This is a genomic window from Microbacterium shaanxiense (genome assembly GCF_054779995.1).
The window spans coordinates 118,912-135,782 of the sequence record NZ_BAAGXE010000006.1; the positions used below are offsets into that span (position 1 = coordinate 118,912).

Genomic DNA, 16,871 nt, shown 5'->3' on the forward strand with positions numbered 1-16,871 from the left:
CAAAGAGACCGACCGAACGCGAAGCGTTGATCTAATTCTGCTGGGACGCGCGAAGGTTGTCTGTAGGTATTTTGGGGGACACGGATCCGGCCCGCTCACGCGACCCGTGACACCTAGCCCGAGAAGCGTCCCCAGGGGATGTCGCGACGCAGTGGCGTGCGCAGTGGACGCTGCGTGCGCCGCCATGCCGAGATGCGCGGCTCCGCGGCGACAGCATCCGCCAGCTCCGTGCTGTACGCGTCGCTGACCACCGCGACGAGGGCGGCGAGCTCTTCCTCATCGGCGGTGCCGCGGACGATCCGCACGTCGGCCGATGGCTGTTCCGGCGCGGTCACAGCGGGATGTTCCCGTGCTTCTTCGGCGGGAGCTCGCTGCGCTTGCCGCGCAGCGAGCGCAGCGCCTTCGCGATCGAGACGCGCGTGTTCGCCGGTTCGATGATGCCGTCGATCTCGCCGCGCTCTGCCGCGAGGAAGGGAGACGTGACGCTGTAGGTGTACTCGTTGGCGAGGCGGGTACGCACGGCGGAGACGTCTTCGCCGGCCTCCTCGGCCCTCTTGATCTCGCCGCGGTACAGGATGTTCACGGCGCCCTGGCCACCCATGACGGCGATCTCAGCGGTGGGCCATGCGAGATTGACGTCGGCACCGAGCTGCTTGGACCCCATCACGATGTACGCGCCGCCGTAGGCCTTGCGCAGGATGACCGTGACCAGCGGCACGGTGGCCTCGGCGTAGGCGTAGATGAGCTTCGCGCCACGACGGATCACACCCGTCCACTCCTGGTCGGTGCCGGGCAGGTATCCTGGCACGTCGACGAGGGTGACGATCGGGATCGAGAACGCGTCGCAGAAGCGCACGAAGCGACTGGCCTTCTCGCCGGCTTCGATGTTCAGCGTTCCCGCCATCTGCGACGGCTGGTTGGCGATGATGCCGACCGAGCGTCCTTCGACGCGGCCGAAGCCGATGACGATGTTCGGGGCGAACAGCGGCTGCACCTCGAGGAAGTCGTCGTCGATGACGTGGTCGATGACGGTGTGGATGTCGTAGGGCTGGTTGGCGGAGTCGGGGATGATCGTGTTCAGCGTGCGATCGGCATCCGTGGTCTCCCACTCGAAGTCGCTCTCGTACCCGGGGATCTCGGCCATGTTGTTGTCCGGCAGGAAGCCGAGCAGGGTGCGGGCGTAGTCGATCGCATCGTCCTCGTCCTCCGCGAGGTAGTGCGCGACGCCGGAGCGGGTGTTGTGCGTGAGCGCACCGCCGAGCTCCTCCATGCCCACGTCCTCGCCGGTGACGGTCTTGATGACGTCGGGTCCGGTGACGAACATCTGGCTGGTCTTGTCGACCATGATGACGAAGTCGGTGAGGGCAGGGCCGTACACGGCGCCGCCGGCGGCCGGGCCCATGATGATCGAGATCTGCGGGATGACGCCGGACGAGCGGGTGTTCAGGCGGAAGATCTCGCCGTACTTGCTGAGGGCGAGCACACCCTCCTGGATGCGGGCGCCACCGGAGTCGAGGATGCCGATGACGGGGATGCCGCCCTGCAGGGCGTACTCCATGATCTTGATGATCTTGTCGCCCGACACCTCGCCGAGCGAGCCGCCGAACGTGGTGAAGTCCTGGGAGTAGACCGCGACCGTGCGGCCATGGATGGTGCCGATGCCGGTGACGACGGAGTCGCCGTACGGGCGGTTGCGGTCCATGCCGAACGCCGTGGTGCGGTGGCGCACGTACTCGTCGAACTCGACGAAGCTGCCCGGATCGACGAGCAGTTCGATGCGCTCGCGGGCGGTCATCTTGCCCTTGGCGTGCTGCTTCTCCTTCGCCGTCTTCTCGGCGTCGACCACTGCTTCGCTGTAGCGCGCGCGGAGGTCGGCGATCTTGCCGGCGGTCGTGGAGAGGTCAGGGGTGTCCGTCACGGATTCCACACTAGCGGCGGCGGGCGGGCGGACGTTGGATGCTCGCCACAACGGGTCGGCAGATCCTTTGGCAAGACCCGCCGGTCGCGGCGCGATAAGTGGCGCGTCGGCGATGATCACGGCGATCGTCACTCGGGCGACAGGAGCACGAGAAGGCGGTGAAGATGCCCGGACCCGTCCAACAGGGCGAGGCTGCGACGGGTCAGGTCGGAGAGGCGTCGGTGAAGCAGATCCCGGGCATCAGATGTCAGCCCGTGCGTGCGCAGCTGCGCCAGCACGCGTGCGATCGGCGGAAGCGGGTACCCGCCGGCGCGGAGAGCCGCCACGACCCTCGCCTCGGTGATCGCGCGTGCACGATACGTCCGCGCCCGTGAACCGTCTGCACGATCCGGCTCGATGAGGCCTTCGGACTCCCAGTGCCGCAACGCCGAGCTGCGGACGCCGAGCGCCTCGGCCAGCTCGCCGATCGTCATCGCGTCGCGTTCCTCGAACACGCCGGCGCCGTCCGCCACGACCGCGTCCAGACCGCGCAGTGCCTCCCGCACGCGTGCGCGATCCCGGGCGATGCCGGCGTGGAGCTCGTCCACGTGTTCGGCGGCCTCGTTGATCGGGCAGCTCAGCAGCATCGGCATCAGCCGGCGGGCCTGCACCGGTCCGATGGCCGATGCCAGGGCACGGTACGCGTGCAGGGCGATGATGTGGGCGTGGTGGTAGCGGCGGTAGCCGTTCGATCCTCGAGCGGCCGGAGGGATGACGCCCATGCGCTCGAGGTCGCGCACTTGCTGCGTCGAGTAGCCGACATCGCGCGCCACCTCGACGGTCGTGAGGATCATGCCTTGAGAGTTCTGCACCCGACAACCCTTGCAGATCGCTGCCAGGTCCACATAAGCACTTGAACCTCAGGATTGAGATATGCAGATGAAGCAGATTATGGAGACCGTTCGACGCTTCGACGGTGCACTCGTCGTGACGCCGGACGCCGGAGGGGCGATGCCCGAGCTGTCATGGGGCGACGCGTTCTTCTACTACGCACCGGACGGCGTCATGCCAGAGCGCACGCAGCCCTACGCGACAGTGGTCACGAAGGATTATCCCGACGATGGCGGCTCGCATCTCGACGCGCCAGGGCGGTTCCGCGTCAACATCAACGTGGGACGCGATCGCGCGTCGACTTTGGTCGTGCGCGACGCGACGCCCGCGGATGTCGACGTGTTCTTCCCGCATCCGCTCTATGGCTCAGCCGGATGGGTGTCGGTGGTGAATCCGGGGCCGCTCACCGCGGATGCGGTCGTGGAACTCCTGTACGACGCGCATCGTGCCGCGCACATCAGAGCTGACCGTCGTGCCGGCTGACCGGCTCTCACCGCAGTCGCTGTCGGAATCGGACCGACGAACAGTCGCCGTGTGGGCGGCGGACTGCGCGGAGCGTGTGCTGACGTTGTTCGAGGTGGAGGCGCCTGACGATGCGCGCCCGCGGGATGCGATCGCCCGCACACGTGCCTTCGCCCGTGGCGAGCTCAGCGCCGCTGAAGAGATCCGCCGGCGTTTCGTGGCGGGCCGTGCCGCGCACGCCGTCACCGGAGAAGCGGCGGTGGCCGCTGCCCGTGCCGCCGCGCAGGCATCGGGGGTGGCCCACATGGGCGCTCATGCGCTCGGCGCCGCCGCCTACGCCGCGAAGGCGGCTGGCGCGGCGGGGGCAGGGGAGGATGCGATCGGTGAAGAGATCCGCTGGCAGCTCGCGAGCCTGTCCGAGCGGGCGAGGATCGCGTTGCGGCGACTTCCTCGTCTCGGTGAGGACACCGCCGGACCGCTCGGCGCCGGTCTGCTGTCGTCCGGCGTCCTCGGCGCGACCATCCGGACCATTCAGGCGCAACTCGAGTGAACGGTCGGTGAGCGTCACACCACGAACCGCCAGACGTACTCGAGCCCGTCCGCGGGACGGAACCAGGCGACCGTGACCACGGCGTCGTCGTCGGTGCCGGATGCGCACAGGCACAGCTCGATCTCCTCGGACGGCAGCACTTGGCCCCACAGCTGCGTGCGCTCGGGCGCGTCACCGCTGTCGCGGAACACCCGCACGAAGTCGGCTGCATCGCGCCCGTCGTTGATGACGACGGGATGCGACGCGTCTGCACGTATCACCCGCCACGGCACGCGGTATGCAGGCGGAGGGGGCAGCTCGTTCGGATCGACGGGTCTCAACATGACCGTCACGGTAGGAGCGGCATCCGACGTGCGAGGCGCCCCGGGAGGGCGGACCAGAAGAACGGGGGAGAAGCGTCAGGAACCGGGATCTGTGGAGTGCGAGTCGCCTGCGTCGAGTTCCTTGCGCTTCAGATGCGTGAGTTCCCCGACCCGGTGTCCCACCCACCCAGCCCCGCGCGCGACAGTGCCTGCAGCACCGGCGACGGCGGACCCGGCGTAGCGGGCGCCTCGCAGCACCCTGGTCTCGATCTTCTCGGCGCCCGTGACCGGTTCGAGCTCAGCCGGAAGCACGGCCGGAGCAACACCGAACGCACGGCGCGACGTCGTGAGCACGCGCCTGCCGAGCAGATGGTTGCCCGCACCGCCGACGGCGGCCCCGACGCCGAACGGCAGCGCCTTGCCGAGGAACGACGCGCCGCCTGCCGCCGCGAAGTGCTTGACGAACATCGTCTTGAGCCGATCGACGACCGGTCCCACCGCCGCGCGCGGGAGCGACTTGGTCACGAGTTCGCCCCAGTAGGACGAACGACTCGCCCCGCGGCCGGTGACCTGCTTGGCGAGCTGGCCGACCAGGTCGACACCTTCCTTGCCGAGCATCAGCGTCATCACCAGCGCCCGCGCCCGATCGGGATTCTCGATCGCGATGCCGTGGACCTCGGCGAGAGACTGGGCGAACAGCGCGGTCGACTCGACGAACCCGATGGTCTCCACGCCGGACAGCGCCAGGGTGATCCCGGTGCCGATCCCCGGCACGACCGCTGTCGCGCCGACGGCAGCGCCACCGGTGGTCACCGCGGCGAGATAGCGACGTTCGAGGATGCGCACGAGCTGGTCGGGTGTGGCCTGCGGGTTGCGCAGGCGGATGCTGCGGATGTGCGCCAGCACGAGCGGGCGCTGGATCGCGAGCACCCGGTCGAGGCCGCGCACGGCAGTCGGATGCTCGGCCGAGCCCACAGGAGGGATCCCCGTGTCCCAGGCGGAGTCGTCGGGGAGGGAATGGATCTTATGCACCTTCTCAGCCACAGCACGATCCTAGATACGCAGGCAGGGAGAACGCAGAGAGCCGCGCCCTGCATCAGGGCGCGGCTCTCTGCGAAGCGGTGATCAGACGTACAGGTTCGCCTGCTCGAGGTCTTCGGCGAAGTCGACCTCGACGGCGTAGAGATCGGACACATCCATCGGCTCGAGCAGCAGGCCGTCTTCGGCGATCGCCAGTTCGAGGCCGCCCTCGAAGTACTCCTGGTCGTCGACGCGTGCAAGCTGGCGCATGAACGCCTTCTTGTACGTCGAGGAGATGTAGTTGATGCCGATGGCCTCGCCGAGCCCGCCCTTGACGCTCTTGGAGAGCTTGTCGATGAAGCCCTCGGCGGTGACGGTGTACTTGACCTCTTCGTCGCTGACCTTGGAGGTGTTCACGGCCACGAACGACTGGTCGCGCTCGATGAACTCGATCGCACGGCCGAGGATGCGCGGGTCGAACACCACGTCGCCGTTCATCCAGAGCACGCCGCCCTTGCCCGTGGCTCCGAGGGCACGCAGCAGGCTCTTGGACGTGTTGGTCTCGTCGTAGCGCTCGTTGTGCACGTAGTTGACGTGCGGGAAGGCTTCGATGATCGTCTCGGCGCGATACCCGACGACGGCGGTGACGCGGGCGTCGCTGCCGAACACGGCACGGATGTTCTCGTGCTGCTGCTGCATGATCGTGCGTCCGTCGTTGAGCTCGGTCAGCGGTTTCGGGAGGGCGCGGCCGAGGCGCGAGCCCATGCCCGCGGCGAGGATGACGGTCTGAAGAGTCACGAATACTCCTTAAAAAGAATCTGTGTTCACGGTCGGTTCACCGACCAGACACTTCTTCGTGCCGAGTTCATGTTAGCGATGCCCCCTGGGAACCCCCGGGACAGGCCGTCGCCGTTGCCATTTCGTGATCGAGTACACACCTGACGCACAGGTGCAGCGCGCTGCGGAATCAGGCGTTCACTGAATTGTTTCGCCGCACCCTCGGAAAGTCCAGTGCCATTGATACCGTAGGACGGTGACTGCTTCTCCAGATGATCGCGCCGATGGGCCAGATGACGTGACGGCGGCCCCCGTCGACGGCTCGGCGAAGAAGCCTCCGGCGAGATCGGCATCGCCGAAGCCCAAGAGCACAGCGGTGCGGACGAAGACGGCGACCGCGAAATCGAGCACCGCGAGATCTGCCGCGGCGAAGTCTGCCGCTGCGCCGGCCGGGAAGACGCCGGCCAAGACGATGGCCGAGAAGGCCGCAGCGGTCAAGTCCGGCGAGGTCAAGGCCGCGGCGGCGAAGACAGCGGCTGCGCGCACCACCGCGGCGAAGACGGCAGCGGCGAAGTCCGCTGCCGCTCGTAGCGCGGCGACCAGGACAGCGACAAAGACCGCCGCTGCGAAGGCTGCGGCGGCCAAGACGACGGCAGCGAAGTCGGCCGCCGCGAAGAGCGCTGCCGCGAAGGCAGCTGCGGCGAAGGCTGCCGAGGCGAAAGCCGCCGAGGCCGATGCGGCGGGATCCGGCCAGGCGACAGACGCAGACGAGCAGGCGCAGCCGAAGACGGAGACGCCGGCCGCGACCGCACCCGCGGCACCTGTGCGCACGCCCGCCGCCAAGCGCCCGGCTCCGAAGAAGACGGCGCGGACGACGAAGCCCCGCGCGACGAGTGCTGCGACGCGACCCAAGCCCGTCGTCGCGGCGGACGCCGCAGCGCCGACGGCTGAGACGGTCGCGTCACCCGAGCCCGCGGCTCCGCGCCCTGCCGAGGACGCAGGCGCGGAGGACGTACTCTTCGCCGACCTCCTCTCGTCCGAGCCGGCTCACGCCGATGCGGCAGCGGAGAGCGCGGACGCAACACCTTCGGCCACCGAGCCGGCTGCCGAGGAGTCGGCGTCCTCGGAGCCACCGGTCGTCGAGCCCGAGATCGTCGAGCCCGAGGTCGTCGTACCCGAGGACGTCGTACCCGAGGTCGTCGAGCCCGAGGACGCCACGCCCGCAGCGGCCGCCGAAACCCTCGCGGGCCCGGCATCCGCGGAGCACGCCGTCATCCTGCGCGACCTCGTCAAGGACTTCGGCGATCAGCGTGCGGTCAACGGCATCGACCTCACTGTTCCCGCCGGCTCCTTCTACGGAATCGTGGGGCCGAACGGGGCGGGTAAGACGACCACGCTGTCGATCCTCGCCGGCCTGCTCCGCGCGACATCGGGGCAGGTCGTCGTCTGCGGCATCGATCAGGCGGAGGACTCGCTCGGAGCCAAGCGCCTGATGGGCGTGCTGCCCGATCGTCTGCGCACCTTCGACCGACTCACCGGCCGCCAGCTGCTGCACTACTATGGTCTGCTTCGCGGACTGGCCGCCGACGTGATCGACAAGCGCACCGCGGATCTCGCCCGTGCGTTCGATCTCGCCGATGCCCTGAACCGCGTCGTCTCCGACTACTCGGCGGGCATGACGAAGAAGATCATGCTCGCGGGTGCCATGATCCACTCGCCACGGGTGCTCGTGCTCGACGAGCCGTTCGAGGCCGTCGATCCTGTGTCCTCCGCGGTCATCCTCGACATCCTCCGCGCGTATGTCGCGCACGGAGGCACGGTCATCCTGTCCAGTCACGGCATGGACCTCGTCGAGCGGGTCTGCTCGCGCGTCGCGATCATCGTCGGCGGTGATGTGCTGGCAGAGGGGACGATCGATGAGGTGCGTGCGGGGTCGACCCTCGAAGCGCGCTTCGTCGAACTCTCCGGCGGCATCAGCGAGGTGGAGGGACTCGAGTGGTTGCACACGTTCTCCGACTGAGGCTGATGCTGATGCTCGGCGCTCTCCGGGGCGGACGAGTTGTGCGCACCCTGCTCGGGCTGGCCGCGGTGGCGATCGTGACGGTCGCCGTGTGCATCGCCGTACTGAGCCTCGCCGACGCGCCCCTCGCCGTCGCCCGAACCGTGATCGTTCTGGGCGGCACTGCGGTTCTGCTCGGGTTCCTGATCGGCCCGATCCTCACAGGGACGGTCGATCAGCTCGATGCGCGCAGGTTCGGCGTCTTCGGCGTGGACGAACGGCAGATGCCGTGGATCCTCGCGCTCGCCTCGCTGGTCAGCGTGCCCTCGTTCGCGCTGCTCGCCGTCGGCGTGTGCATCGTGATCCTCGTCGTGCAGTCGGGAGCTCCCTGGATCGCGGCCGTGCTCTTCGCGCTCCTCGGAGTGCTCGCGTCCGCTCTCGCGTCCCGCATCGGCATGTCGTTGAGCGCACTCCTTCTGCCCGAGCGTCGTTCGCGCGAGCTCACCGCGCTGTTCGCCCTCGCGGTCGTCGTCGTGGCCTTCCCGGTCGCCGTGTTCCTCGCCTCGTTGGAATGGGACGGCGCAGTGCCCCGTCCGGTGGTGATCGCGACGACCGTCGTCGGCTTCACGCCGTTCGCCGCGATCCCCGCCTTCCCGTTCGCGATCGCCGCCGGCGACACCGCAGGTGCGTGGATCAGCGGGATCGTCGCCGCGGCGACGGTGGTCGGCGCCTGGCTCACATGGTCATGGGTCGTCCGCCGGCTGCTCACGACCACCGAGCGACCGGCGGCATCTCGTGAACGGGCGGGCCTCGGCTGGTTCGCGCTGCTTCCCAGCAACGCTTTCGGTGCGATCGCCGCGCGGAGCCTGGTGTACTGGCTGCGCGATCGCCGCTACATCGTGAACATCATCGTCGTCCCCATCGCCGGGATTCTGACGGTCTTCCCGCTGCTCGTCGCGGGTGTGCCGCTGTACATCGCCGCGCTCGTGCCCGTTTCGGTCATGGCGCTGTTCTTCGGCTGGCTCCCGCACAACGATGTGGCGTACGACTCGACCGCACTGTGGACGCATGTCGCCAGCGGCGTGGGCGGTCTCCCTGATCGCCTGGGCCGCCTGGTCCCGATCGGGCTGGTGGCGATCCCCGTGCTCGCGATCGCCATACCCTTGACGCTCGCGCTCATCGAGAGCTGGTATCTGCTGCTTCCGATGATCGGGCTCGCCTCGAGTCTGTTCCTCTCTGGTCTCGGCCTGTCCAGCATCTCCTCCGTCGTCTCCCCGTACGCGGTGTCGCGGCCCGGTGACAGCCCGTTCCAGCAGCCTCAACGATCGGCATCGCGCGGCTCCTTCGGCCCGGCTGCCGCGTTCATCGGCACGCTGATCGTCAGCGCTCCCACGCTGTGGCTGTTCATCATGACGATCATCACCGACGGCGTCTACAACCCGCTGACCTTCTGGGTCGGCCTTGCCACAGGCGCCCTGGTCCTCGCGCTCGGCACGTTCGCTGGTGGCCGGATCTACGACCGCGGCGGCGCACGCCTGATGGAGTTCGTCGAGACCGCCTGAGTGCACGATCTGCGCCCCGCGCAGGCCTGAGGACGGTTAGACTCACCGCTATGAGTACTCCGCTGGACAGCCCCGATCAGGGCGGCGTGGCAACGCTTGATCGCGAACTGGAAGAACTTCTCAACGAAGAGAACCTCGAGCCGGGCGACCACGAGCGCTTCTCGCATTACGTGAAGAAGGACAAGATCCTCGAGTCGGCGATCTCCGGGAAGCCGGTGCGCGCCCTGTGCGGCAAGAAATGGACTCCGGGTCGCGATCCGGAGAAGTTCCCGATCTGCCCCACGTGCAAGGAGATCTACGAGTCGATGGTCAACTGACCGCGCTCGAGAGCCCTGCCTCGAACTACTCCGCGTCGACGAACACCGTCGGAATCGCGGGGTCGGACTTGCTCAGCGCGAGTGCACGCACCGGCATCTCCTCGCGCACGCGCATGTGATGCTCTCGAGCGGACGCCGTGCCCTCTGCCCCCTCGAAGCTCTCGTCGATGTCTCCGCGGTCGACGAGCATCACCTGCAGCGAACGGGAATCGGGGTGCTCGGCTCCGGTGCTGATGTCTTCGAAGCCATCGGAGACCACCACGGTCTCGGCCACCGCGACGCCGTCGCGCAGGGTGCGGAACGCCGCCTTGCGCCCGCCCTTGGAGGCCTTGTCGGTGGACGCCTTCGCGACCCCGACCCACGATCCGGACGGATCCTGGCGGGCCACGAGCTTGTAGACCATCCCGGCCGTCGGATATCCGGAACCGGTCACCACCGAGGTTCCGACGCCGTACGAATCGACGGGAGATGCGGCGAGGGCGGCTATCGCGTACTCGTCGAGATCGCTGGTCACCGTGATCCTGGTGCCGGTGGCGCCGAGCTCGTCGAGCTGCGTGCGCACCGCTGCCGCGACCGTCGGGAGGTCACCGGAATCCAGGCGCACGCCACCGAGCCCCGTTCCCGCGACGCGGATGGCGGTCTCGACCCCGGTGCGGATGTCGTAGGTGTCCACGAGCAGAGTGGTGTCGGTGCCGAGGCTCTCGATCTGCGCGCGGAAGGCGTCCTCCTCCGTATCGTGCAGGAGCGTCCATGAGTGCGCGGCAGTGCCCATGGTCGGAATGCCCCACTGCCGCCCCGCCTCGAGGTTGCTCGTCGAGCTGAAACCGGCGATGAACGCCGCGCGGGCAGCCGCGACAGCCGACCGCTCCGCGGCTCTGCGCGAGCCCATCTCGGCCAACGGGCGCTCGCCGGCGGCCATGCTCATCCTCGAGGCGGCCGTCGCGACGGCCGAGTCGTGGTTGAGCACGCTCAGCGCGAGCGTCTCCAGCACGACGGCATCCGCGAAGGTGCCCTCCACCGTGAGGATGGGGGAGCCGGGGAAGTACAGCTCTCCCTCGCGGTAGCCGTGCACCGACCCCGTGAAACGGTAGTCCTCCAGGTACTTCAGCGTCTCCGCATCCACCACGCCGCCGTCGTGCAGGAACCGCAGTTCATCCTCACCGAAGTGGAAGTCGCGCATGAGCGAGAGCAGGCGTCCGGTGCCGGCCACGACGCCGAAGCGTCGACCGCCGGAGAGCCGCCGCGAGAAGAGTTCGAAGACGCTCGGCCGCGCGGCTGTGCCGTCCCGCAGAGCTGCGCCGAGCATCGTGAGTTCGTATCGGTCTGTGAGCAGCGCCGTAGACGAGGTCATGCGCTCAGCTTAGTGAGCGCGGCGGGTAGGCGAGCGCGGCGGACACGGCGCCGCCCTGAGCGCGCAGTACGAGTCGAAGGGTAGGCTCGGTAGTCATGAATGACGCGCCGATCGGAATCTTCGACTCCGGTGTCGGCGGGCTCACGGTGGCTCGCGCGATCCGTGCCCAGCTGCCGCGGGAGTCGTTCGTGTACATCGGCGACACCGCCCATTCGCCTTACGGCCCGAAGCCCATCGCCGACGTGCGCCGCTATTCGCTCGAGGTGCTCGACACCCTTGTCGATCAGGGCGTGAAGATGCTCGTGATCGCGTGCAACACGGCATCCGCCGCGATGCTGCGCGACGCCAGGGAGCGTTACGACGTGCCGGTGATCGAAGTGATCGGGCCCGCGGTGCGCCGCGCGGTCTCGACGACGCGCAACAACCGCATCGGGGTCATCGGCACCGTGGGGACCATCGGATCGCGCGCCTACCAGGACATGCTCGAGGTCAATGAGCGGCTCTCCGTGTTCACGGCCGCGTGCCCCCGTTTCGTGGAGTTCGTGGAGGCCGGCATCACCGGCACCGCCGAGGTGCTCGCGGTTGCGGAGGAGTACCTCGCTCCGCTGCGTGACGCCGACGTCGACACTCTGGTGCTCGGATGCACGCACTATCCGTTCCTGCGCGGAGCGATCGGCTACGTCATGGGCGACGGCGTGAGCCTCGTCTCCAGCGACGACGAGACGGCCGGCGACGTGTACCGTCAGCTCGTGCGCGGCGATCTGCTCGCACCGCCGGATGCCGTCGCCAGCGCCGTGTACGAGGCCACCGGGGAGTCCACCGAGGAGTTCACCGCGCTCGCCAACCGTCTCATGGGCCGCGAGGTGCGCGACGTGCAGCACGTGCAGACCGGTGTGATCACGCTTCCCGACCTCTCCGAACTGGCTGAGGCCGGTATCTCCAACCCAGAAGGAACCTCATGACCGACATCGTCCGCGCCGACGGCCGTTCCACCGACCAGCTCCGCGAGATCACGATCGAGCGCGGCTGGAGCGCGAACGCCGAGGGCTCCGCGCTGATCAGCTTCGGCGGCACGAAGGTGCTGTGCACGGCATCCTTCACGAACGGGGTGCCGCGCTGGCTCACCGGCAAGGGCAAGGGGTGGGTGACCGCCGAATACGCGATGCTGCCGCGCGCGACGAACAGCCGCAACGATCGCGAGAGCGTCAAGGGCCGCATCGGAGGGCGCACCCATGAGATCTCCCGTCTCATCGGACGCGCGCTGCGCGCGGTCGTCGACACCAAGGCGCTCGGCGAGAACACGATCGTGATCGACTGCGACGTGCTGCAGGCCGACGGCGGCACCCGCACCGCTGCGATCACCGGGGCATACGTCGCTCTCGCCGACGCGATCGAGTGGGGACGCGAGAAGAAGTTCATCGGCAAGAACGCGAAGCCGCTGCTCGACTCCGTCTCGGCGATCTCGGTCGGGATCATCGACGGCACACCCATGCTCGATCTGCCATATGTCGAGGATGTGCGCGCTGAGACCGACATGAACATCGTCGTGACCGGTCGTGGACTGTTCGTCGAGGTGCAGGGCACGGCCGAGGGGGCGCCGTTCGACAAGCGCGAACTCGACGCTCTGCTCGAGCTCGGCCTCGCGGGCTGTGAGACGCTGAAAGGGCATCAGCTGAAGGCGCTGGCAGGCGAGTGACGATGAGGATCGTCCTCGCCACGCACAACCCGCACAAGGTCGCGGAGTTCCAGCAGATCCTCGCGATGACAAGGCCCGACCTGGAGGTCGTCGGCTACGACGGTCCTGAGCCGGTGGAGGACGGCGTGACGTTCGCCGAGAACGCCCTGCTCAAGGCTCGCGCCGCCGCTGCGCACACCGGCCTCGCGGCGATGGCCGATGATTCGGGCATCTGCGTCGATGTGCTCGGTGGGTCGCCCGGCATCTTCTCCGCGTACTGGGCAGGGCAGAAGAAGGACGCCGCGGCGAACCTCGAGCTGCTGCTCGATCAGCTCGCCGACATCGCCGATCCGCACCGTGCTGCGCAGTTCGTCTCGACCATCGCGCTCGTCATCCCCGACGGAGCCGAGCACACCGTCGCCGGTGTGTGGCCGGGACGTCTGGCACGTGAGGCATCGGGTTCGGGCGGCTTCGGCTACGACCCGATCTTCATCCCCGACGGGCAGGAGGCCCCAGAGCGGTCGGTCGGGGAGTTCTCCGACCAGGAGAAGCAGTCGCAGTCGCACAGGGCTCGTGCCTTCCAGGCACTCATCCCGCTGCTACAGACGCTCTGACCGCGACTGCCGCGCGCCTCGGCAACTGAGAATCGTTACCCTTCCCGACTAGGCGGATAGGCGCTCTCCTACGCTGTTCCGGCCGTAGCCTGGATGCATGCACGATCACGCACACGGGACAGGGATCCGCGGTTTCAGCAACCGCCGGTTGCTGACGATCTCGCTGTGCCTGACCGCGACGGTGATGCTGGTGCAGGTCGTCGGCGCGATCCTCACCGGCTCGCTCGCCCTGCTGGCCGACGCGGCCCACATGTTCACGGATGCCTCGGCACTCGTGGTCGCGCTGATCGCGACGGCTGTCGCTGCGCGTCCCGCGGATGACCGACGCACGTTCGGTTATCAGCGGGCCGAGGTGTTCGGCGCGCTGATCAACGCCATCATCCTCATCGTGCTCTCGGTGCTCGTCGGCATCGAAGGCGTGAAGCGTCTGCTGGAGCCGGCCGAGACCGAGGTGGCCGGTCCGCTCATGCTCGTCGTCGCGGTGATCGGCCTGATCGCCAACGCGGTGGCGATGTGGCTGCTCAGCGCCGCGCAGAAGACGAGCATCAACGTGCGCGGCGCGTACCTCGAGGTTCTCGGCGACATGATCGGCTCGGCGGCCGTGATCGTCGCGGCGATCGTCATCGTCACGACCGGATGGATGCCGGCGGATGCGATCGCGTCGTTGCTGATCGCGGTCATGATCATCCCGCGCGCGATCGCGCTGCTGCGCGAGGTGTTCTCGGTTCTCGCCGAGTCGGCCCCGAAGAACACGCACGTCAGCGAGATCCGCGACCACCTGCTCGCCTTCGACGGTGTGCGCAGCGTGCACGATGTGCACGTGTGGCAGCTCACGCGCGGCGCACCCGTGTTCACTGCCCACGTCAAGGTCGATCCCGCGCTGCTCGCGACCGGACGCTCCGATCTGCTGCTCGAAGAGCTGCAGGGCTGCCTCACCGACCACTTCGATGTCGCGCACTCGACGTTCCAGATCGAATCCGCCGAAGCGGGGGAGTGCGAAGAGGCCCACGCCTGACGGGCGGATCAGGATTCGACGACGATCTCGTCCACGGACTTGTCCGGACGAAGCCCGCGCCAGCGGGCATGACGGAGGATGCCGTCCGGCGTCCAGTTCGCGAACTCGACCTCGCCGACCAGAATCGGGCGCACCCACAGCGCATCGCGCGCGTCCGGAGCCGGAACACCGGTGATCTCGGCGCTCTTCGTGCGAAGCGGCTCCAGCTGGGCTGCGAGATCACCGAGCATCCGCTCCGTGAAGCCGCTGCCGACCCGTCCGACGTACCGCAGGGCTCTTGCCTCGGCATCCGGGATCCCGAGCAGCAGCGAGCCGATGCGGCCTTCGCGGTCGCCCTTACCCGGTCGGATGCCGGCGATCGCGACCTCCTGTGTGCGGGTGTGCTTGATCTTCAGCCACGAACCGGACCGGATGCCTGGTCGGTATGTGGATCCGGAGTCCTTCGCCACGACCCCCTCGAGATCGAATGCCGCGCTGGTCTCCAGCGCCGCATCCAGGTCGTCGAAGACCGGTGGCACGAGGATCGGCGCATCCATGCCGTCCACGAGCGTCTCCAGCAGGGCGCGCCGATCGCGCAGCGGCAGGCCGGTGAGGTCATGACCGTCGAGCCGGAGAAGGTCGAACGCGTGGTACCGGACGGGTGTGCGGACCACTTCTCGCTCGATCTCGCGCGCCTTCGTCAGATGCATGCGGCTCTGCAGTCTGCTGAAGCTCGGGCGGCCGGAGGCGTCGAGAGCGACGATCTCGCCGTCGATGACGGCATCCTCGACGGCGAGGTGGGGAGCGCCGTCAGCGGTGAGCTCGGGATATCGCGCCGTGATGTCGGTGCCGCTGCGCGCGTGCAGGCTCATCCGCCCTTCCGCCCAGGTGCCGATGGCACGGATGCCGTCCCATTTGATCTCGATCCATGGATCGCGCAACGAACGGACCAGCCCGACCGTCCCCGACTCGGCGAGCATCGGGCGCGGGGGAGTCCCGACGGGGGTCGTGTCGGACGGTGCATCGTCGACGGAAGGCGCACGGCGGCGTTTCGACGCGGCGGGGCGGCGCGCAGCATCCTTCTGCTCCTTCATGCGATGCAGCAGCCAGGACGACTTCTCGCCCGACCCGTCGGTGCGGATCAGGGCGAGTCGCGCACGGCCGAGCGGACCCGCACCGGTGAACGTGCCGATCACCTCGTCGTCGCGCCATTTCTCCAGCTCGACGGTGCCGGTGTCCCATACCGTCATCGTCCCCGCACCGTATTCGCCCTTCGGGATCTCGCCGTGGAAGGTCAAGTACTCGAGCGGATGCGGCTCCGTCATCACGGCGAGGTGGTTGCCTTCCGGCGTCTCGGGGACGCCCTTCGGCACCGCCCAGCTGACCAGGACCCCCTCGCGTTCGATGCGCAGGTCGAAATGCGTGCGCCTGGCGTGATGCTCCTGGATCACGAAGCGGGGGAGCCTGCCGGCATCCGGTGCCGGAGGCGCCTGCGGCATGGGCTCCGGAGTCTTCTTCGCGTCGCGCTTCTCACGATACGGCTCGAGAAGATCTGAACTCGCTGCCGCGACCAGGCTCGCGAGAGGGTCGATCCCCTCGCGGACACGCTCCATGACCTCGTCGAATCGCAACTGGCGCAGGTCGGGGTCATCGAGTTCGTCCCAGGTGCGGGGAGCCGCCACCGTCGGATGCGCGCGCCCGCGCAGTGAATACGGGGAGATGGTCGTCTTCTTGCCGTTGTTCTGGCTCCAGTCGAGGAACACCCTGCCACCGCGGACCGCTTTCGACATGGTGCTGGTGGCGATGTCGGGGTGGTCGGCCTCGATGGCGCGGGCGAGTTCGCGGGCGATCGCGGAGGCCTGGTCGCTCGTCTGCGTGCCGTCCAGATGACTGTAGAGGTGGATGCCCTTGCTGCCGCTCGTCACGGGTAGCGGCTCCAGGCCGATGTCGCGCAGGATGTCTCTGGCGAGCCCGGCGACATGCGCGCACAGCGGAAGGTCGGCACCGGGGCCGGGGTCGAGGTCCAGCACGAGACGATCGGGATTGCGTCGTTCGCCCGATGCGCTGAACCGCCACTGCGGAACATGCAGCTCGATGCTCGCGACCTGGGCCAGCCACACCAGCGTGGGCAGGTCATCCGCGATCGGATACTCCTTCGGGCCGCCGGAGTGCTCGATCGGCATCCGGTGCACCCAGCTCGGCGCCCCGGCATCCAACTGCTTCGCGAAGAACGCATCCGCCGGGGCATCCGCGGTTCCGACGCCCTCCACCCAGCGCTTTCTCGTGATCGGCCGCCCGGCCAGGAGCGGAAGCATCCGAGGGGCGACCGCGGTGTAGTAGGCGATCATCTCGCCCTTGGTGGTCCCCGTCTCCGGGTAGAGCACTTTGTCGAGGTTGGTCAGGCGCACACGACGTCCGTCGACTTCGACGACCTGCCAGCCTGTTGCCATGACGAAAGAG

17 protein-coding genes are annotated in these 16,871 nt (G+C 68.2%); 9 read left to right on the forward strand and 8 right to left on the reverse strand.

The annotated features are described in order from the left end of the window. Positions 1–113 precede the first annotated feature (113 nt). The 3 genes from ACYVG2_RS17825 to ACYVG2_RS17835 form a co-directional block, all read right to left on the reverse strand. Entirely contained in the window at positions 114–335 is a 222-nt protein-coding gene (locus ACYVG2_RS17825) for an acyl-CoA carboxylase subunit epsilon (protein WP_448967680.1), read from the reverse strand. Further along, the gene (locus ACYVG2_RS17830; protein WP_448967807.1) at positions 332–1,927 is read right to left on the reverse strand and encodes an acyl-CoA carboxylase subunit beta; all 1,596 of its coding nucleotides are present in this window, start codon (positions 1,925–1,927) and stop codon (positions 332–334) included. Before ACYVG2_RS17830 ends, ACYVG2_RS17825 begins: the two co-directional genes overlap by 4 nt. A 119-nt stretch (positions 1,928–2,046) precedes the next feature. Beyond that, positions 2,047–2,751, reverse strand: a complete 705-nt coding sequence (locus ACYVG2_RS17835) for a MerR family transcriptional regulator (protein ID WP_460782205.1) — start codon at positions 2,749–2,751, stop codon at positions 2,047–2,049. A gap of 79 nt (positions 2,752–2,830) precedes the next feature. Between ACYVG2_RS17835 and ACYVG2_RS17840 the strand changes: the two genes are divergently transcribed. Together ACYVG2_RS17840 and ACYVG2_RS17845 are read left to right on the forward strand one after the other, a co-directional pair. Next, the gene (locus ACYVG2_RS17840) at positions 2,831–3,271 is read left to right on the forward strand and encodes a DUF6194 family protein (protein ID WP_460782206.1); all 441 of its coding nucleotides are present in this window, start codon (positions 2,831–2,833) and stop codon (positions 3,269–3,271) included. Further along, positions 3,234–3,800, forward strand: a complete 567-nt coding sequence (locus ACYVG2_RS17845) for a putative immunity protein (RefSeq protein ID WP_460782207.1) — start codon at positions 3,234–3,236, stop codon at positions 3,798–3,800. The genes ACYVG2_RS17840 and ACYVG2_RS17845 overlap by 38 nt, the downstream gene beginning before the upstream one ends. A 14-nt stretch (positions 3,801–3,814) precedes the next feature. Here ACYVG2_RS17845 and ACYVG2_RS17850 read toward each other — a convergent pair whose 3' ends face one another. The 3 genes from ACYVG2_RS17850 to ACYVG2_RS17860 form a co-directional block, all read right to left on the reverse strand. Next, the gene (locus ACYVG2_RS17850) at positions 3,815–4,123 is read right to left on the reverse strand and encodes a hypothetical protein (protein WP_448967684.1); all 309 of its coding nucleotides are present in this window, start codon (positions 4,121–4,123) and stop codon (positions 3,815–3,817) included. Positions 4,124–4,198: 75 nt separating this feature from the next. After that, positions 4,199–5,146, reverse strand: a complete 948-nt coding sequence (locus tag ACYVG2_RS17855) for a hypothetical protein (protein WP_460782208.1) — start codon at positions 5,144–5,146, stop codon at positions 4,199–4,201. 81 nt (positions 5,147–5,227) lie between these two features. Then, positions 5,228–5,920 carry a phosphocholine cytidylyltransferase family protein gene (locus ACYVG2_RS17860; protein WP_448967686.1) on the reverse strand — a complete coding sequence of 231 codons (693 nt, stop codon included), beginning with the start codon at positions 5,918–5,920 and terminating at the stop codon, positions 5,228–5,230. A 235-nt stretch (positions 5,921–6,155) separates the two neighbouring features. Between ACYVG2_RS17860 and ACYVG2_RS17865 the strand changes: the two genes are divergently transcribed. From ACYVG2_RS17865 to ACYVG2_RS17875, 3 genes are read left to right on the forward strand one after another with little or no spacing between them, the layout of a single operon-like run. Then, the gene (locus ACYVG2_RS17865; RefSeq protein WP_460782210.1) at positions 6,156–7,919 is read left to right on the forward strand and encodes an ABC transporter ATP-binding protein; all 1,764 of its coding nucleotides are present in this window, start codon (positions 6,156–6,158) and stop codon (positions 7,917–7,919) included. Between the two features lie 11 nt (positions 7,920–7,930). Continuing rightward, complete coding sequence (locus ACYVG2_RS17870) at positions 7,931–9,460, forward strand: hypothetical protein (RefSeq protein WP_460782212.1); 1,530 nt, start codon at positions 7,931–7,933, stop codon at positions 9,458–9,460. A gap of 50 nt (positions 9,461–9,510) precedes the next feature. Beyond that, complete coding sequence (locus ACYVG2_RS17875; RefSeq protein WP_033106861.1) at positions 9,511–9,777, forward strand: DUF3039 domain-containing protein; 267 nt, start codon at positions 9,511–9,513, stop codon at positions 9,775–9,777. Positions 9,778–9,802: 25 nt separating this feature from the next. Here ACYVG2_RS17875 and ACYVG2_RS17880 read toward each other — a convergent pair whose 3' ends face one another. Beyond that, complete coding sequence (locus tag ACYVG2_RS17880; protein WP_460782213.1) at positions 9,803–11,128, reverse strand: nicotinate phosphoribosyltransferase; 1,326 nt, start codon at positions 11,126–11,128, stop codon at positions 9,803–9,805. Between the two features lie 95 nt (positions 11,129–11,223). Between ACYVG2_RS17880 and murI the strand changes: the two genes are divergently transcribed. The 4 genes from murI to ACYVG2_RS17900 all read left to right on the forward strand — a co-directional run bounded on the left by murI (position 11,224) and on the right by ACYVG2_RS17900 (position 14,432). After that, positions 11,224–12,090: a glutamate racemase gene (gene murI / locus ACYVG2_RS17885; RefSeq protein WP_460782214.1), complete on the forward strand. Its 867-nt coding sequence runs from the start codon at positions 11,224–11,226 to the stop codon at positions 12,088–12,090. Beyond that, positions 12,087–12,824: a ribonuclease PH gene (gene rph, locus ACYVG2_RS17890; RefSeq protein WP_460782215.1), complete on the forward strand. Its 738-nt coding sequence runs from the start codon at positions 12,087–12,089 to the stop codon at positions 12,822–12,824. Before murI ends, rph begins: the two co-directional genes overlap by 4 nt. A 2-nt stretch (positions 12,825–12,826) precedes the next feature. Next, the gene (gene rdgB / locus ACYVG2_RS17895; RefSeq protein WP_460782216.1) at positions 12,827–13,417 is read left to right on the forward strand and encodes an RdgB/HAM1 family non-canonical purine NTP pyrophosphatase; all 591 of its coding nucleotides are present in this window, start codon (positions 12,827–12,829) and stop codon (positions 13,415–13,417) included. Between the two features lie 97 nt (positions 13,418–13,514). Further along, a complete protein-coding gene (locus ACYVG2_RS17900) occupies positions 13,515–14,432 on the forward strand; it encodes a cation diffusion facilitator family transporter (RefSeq protein ID WP_460782217.1) in 918 nt (305 codons plus the stop codon). Positions 14,433–14,440: 8 nt separating this feature from the next. Here ACYVG2_RS17900 and ACYVG2_RS17905 read toward each other — a convergent pair whose 3' ends face one another. After that, positions 14,441–16,861, reverse strand: coding sequence for an ATP-dependent DNA ligase (locus tag ACYVG2_RS17905; RefSeq protein ID WP_460782218.1), 2,421 nt, complete (start codon positions 16,859–16,861; stop codon positions 14,441–14,443). Between the last annotated feature and the right edge of the window lie 10 nt (positions 16,862–16,871).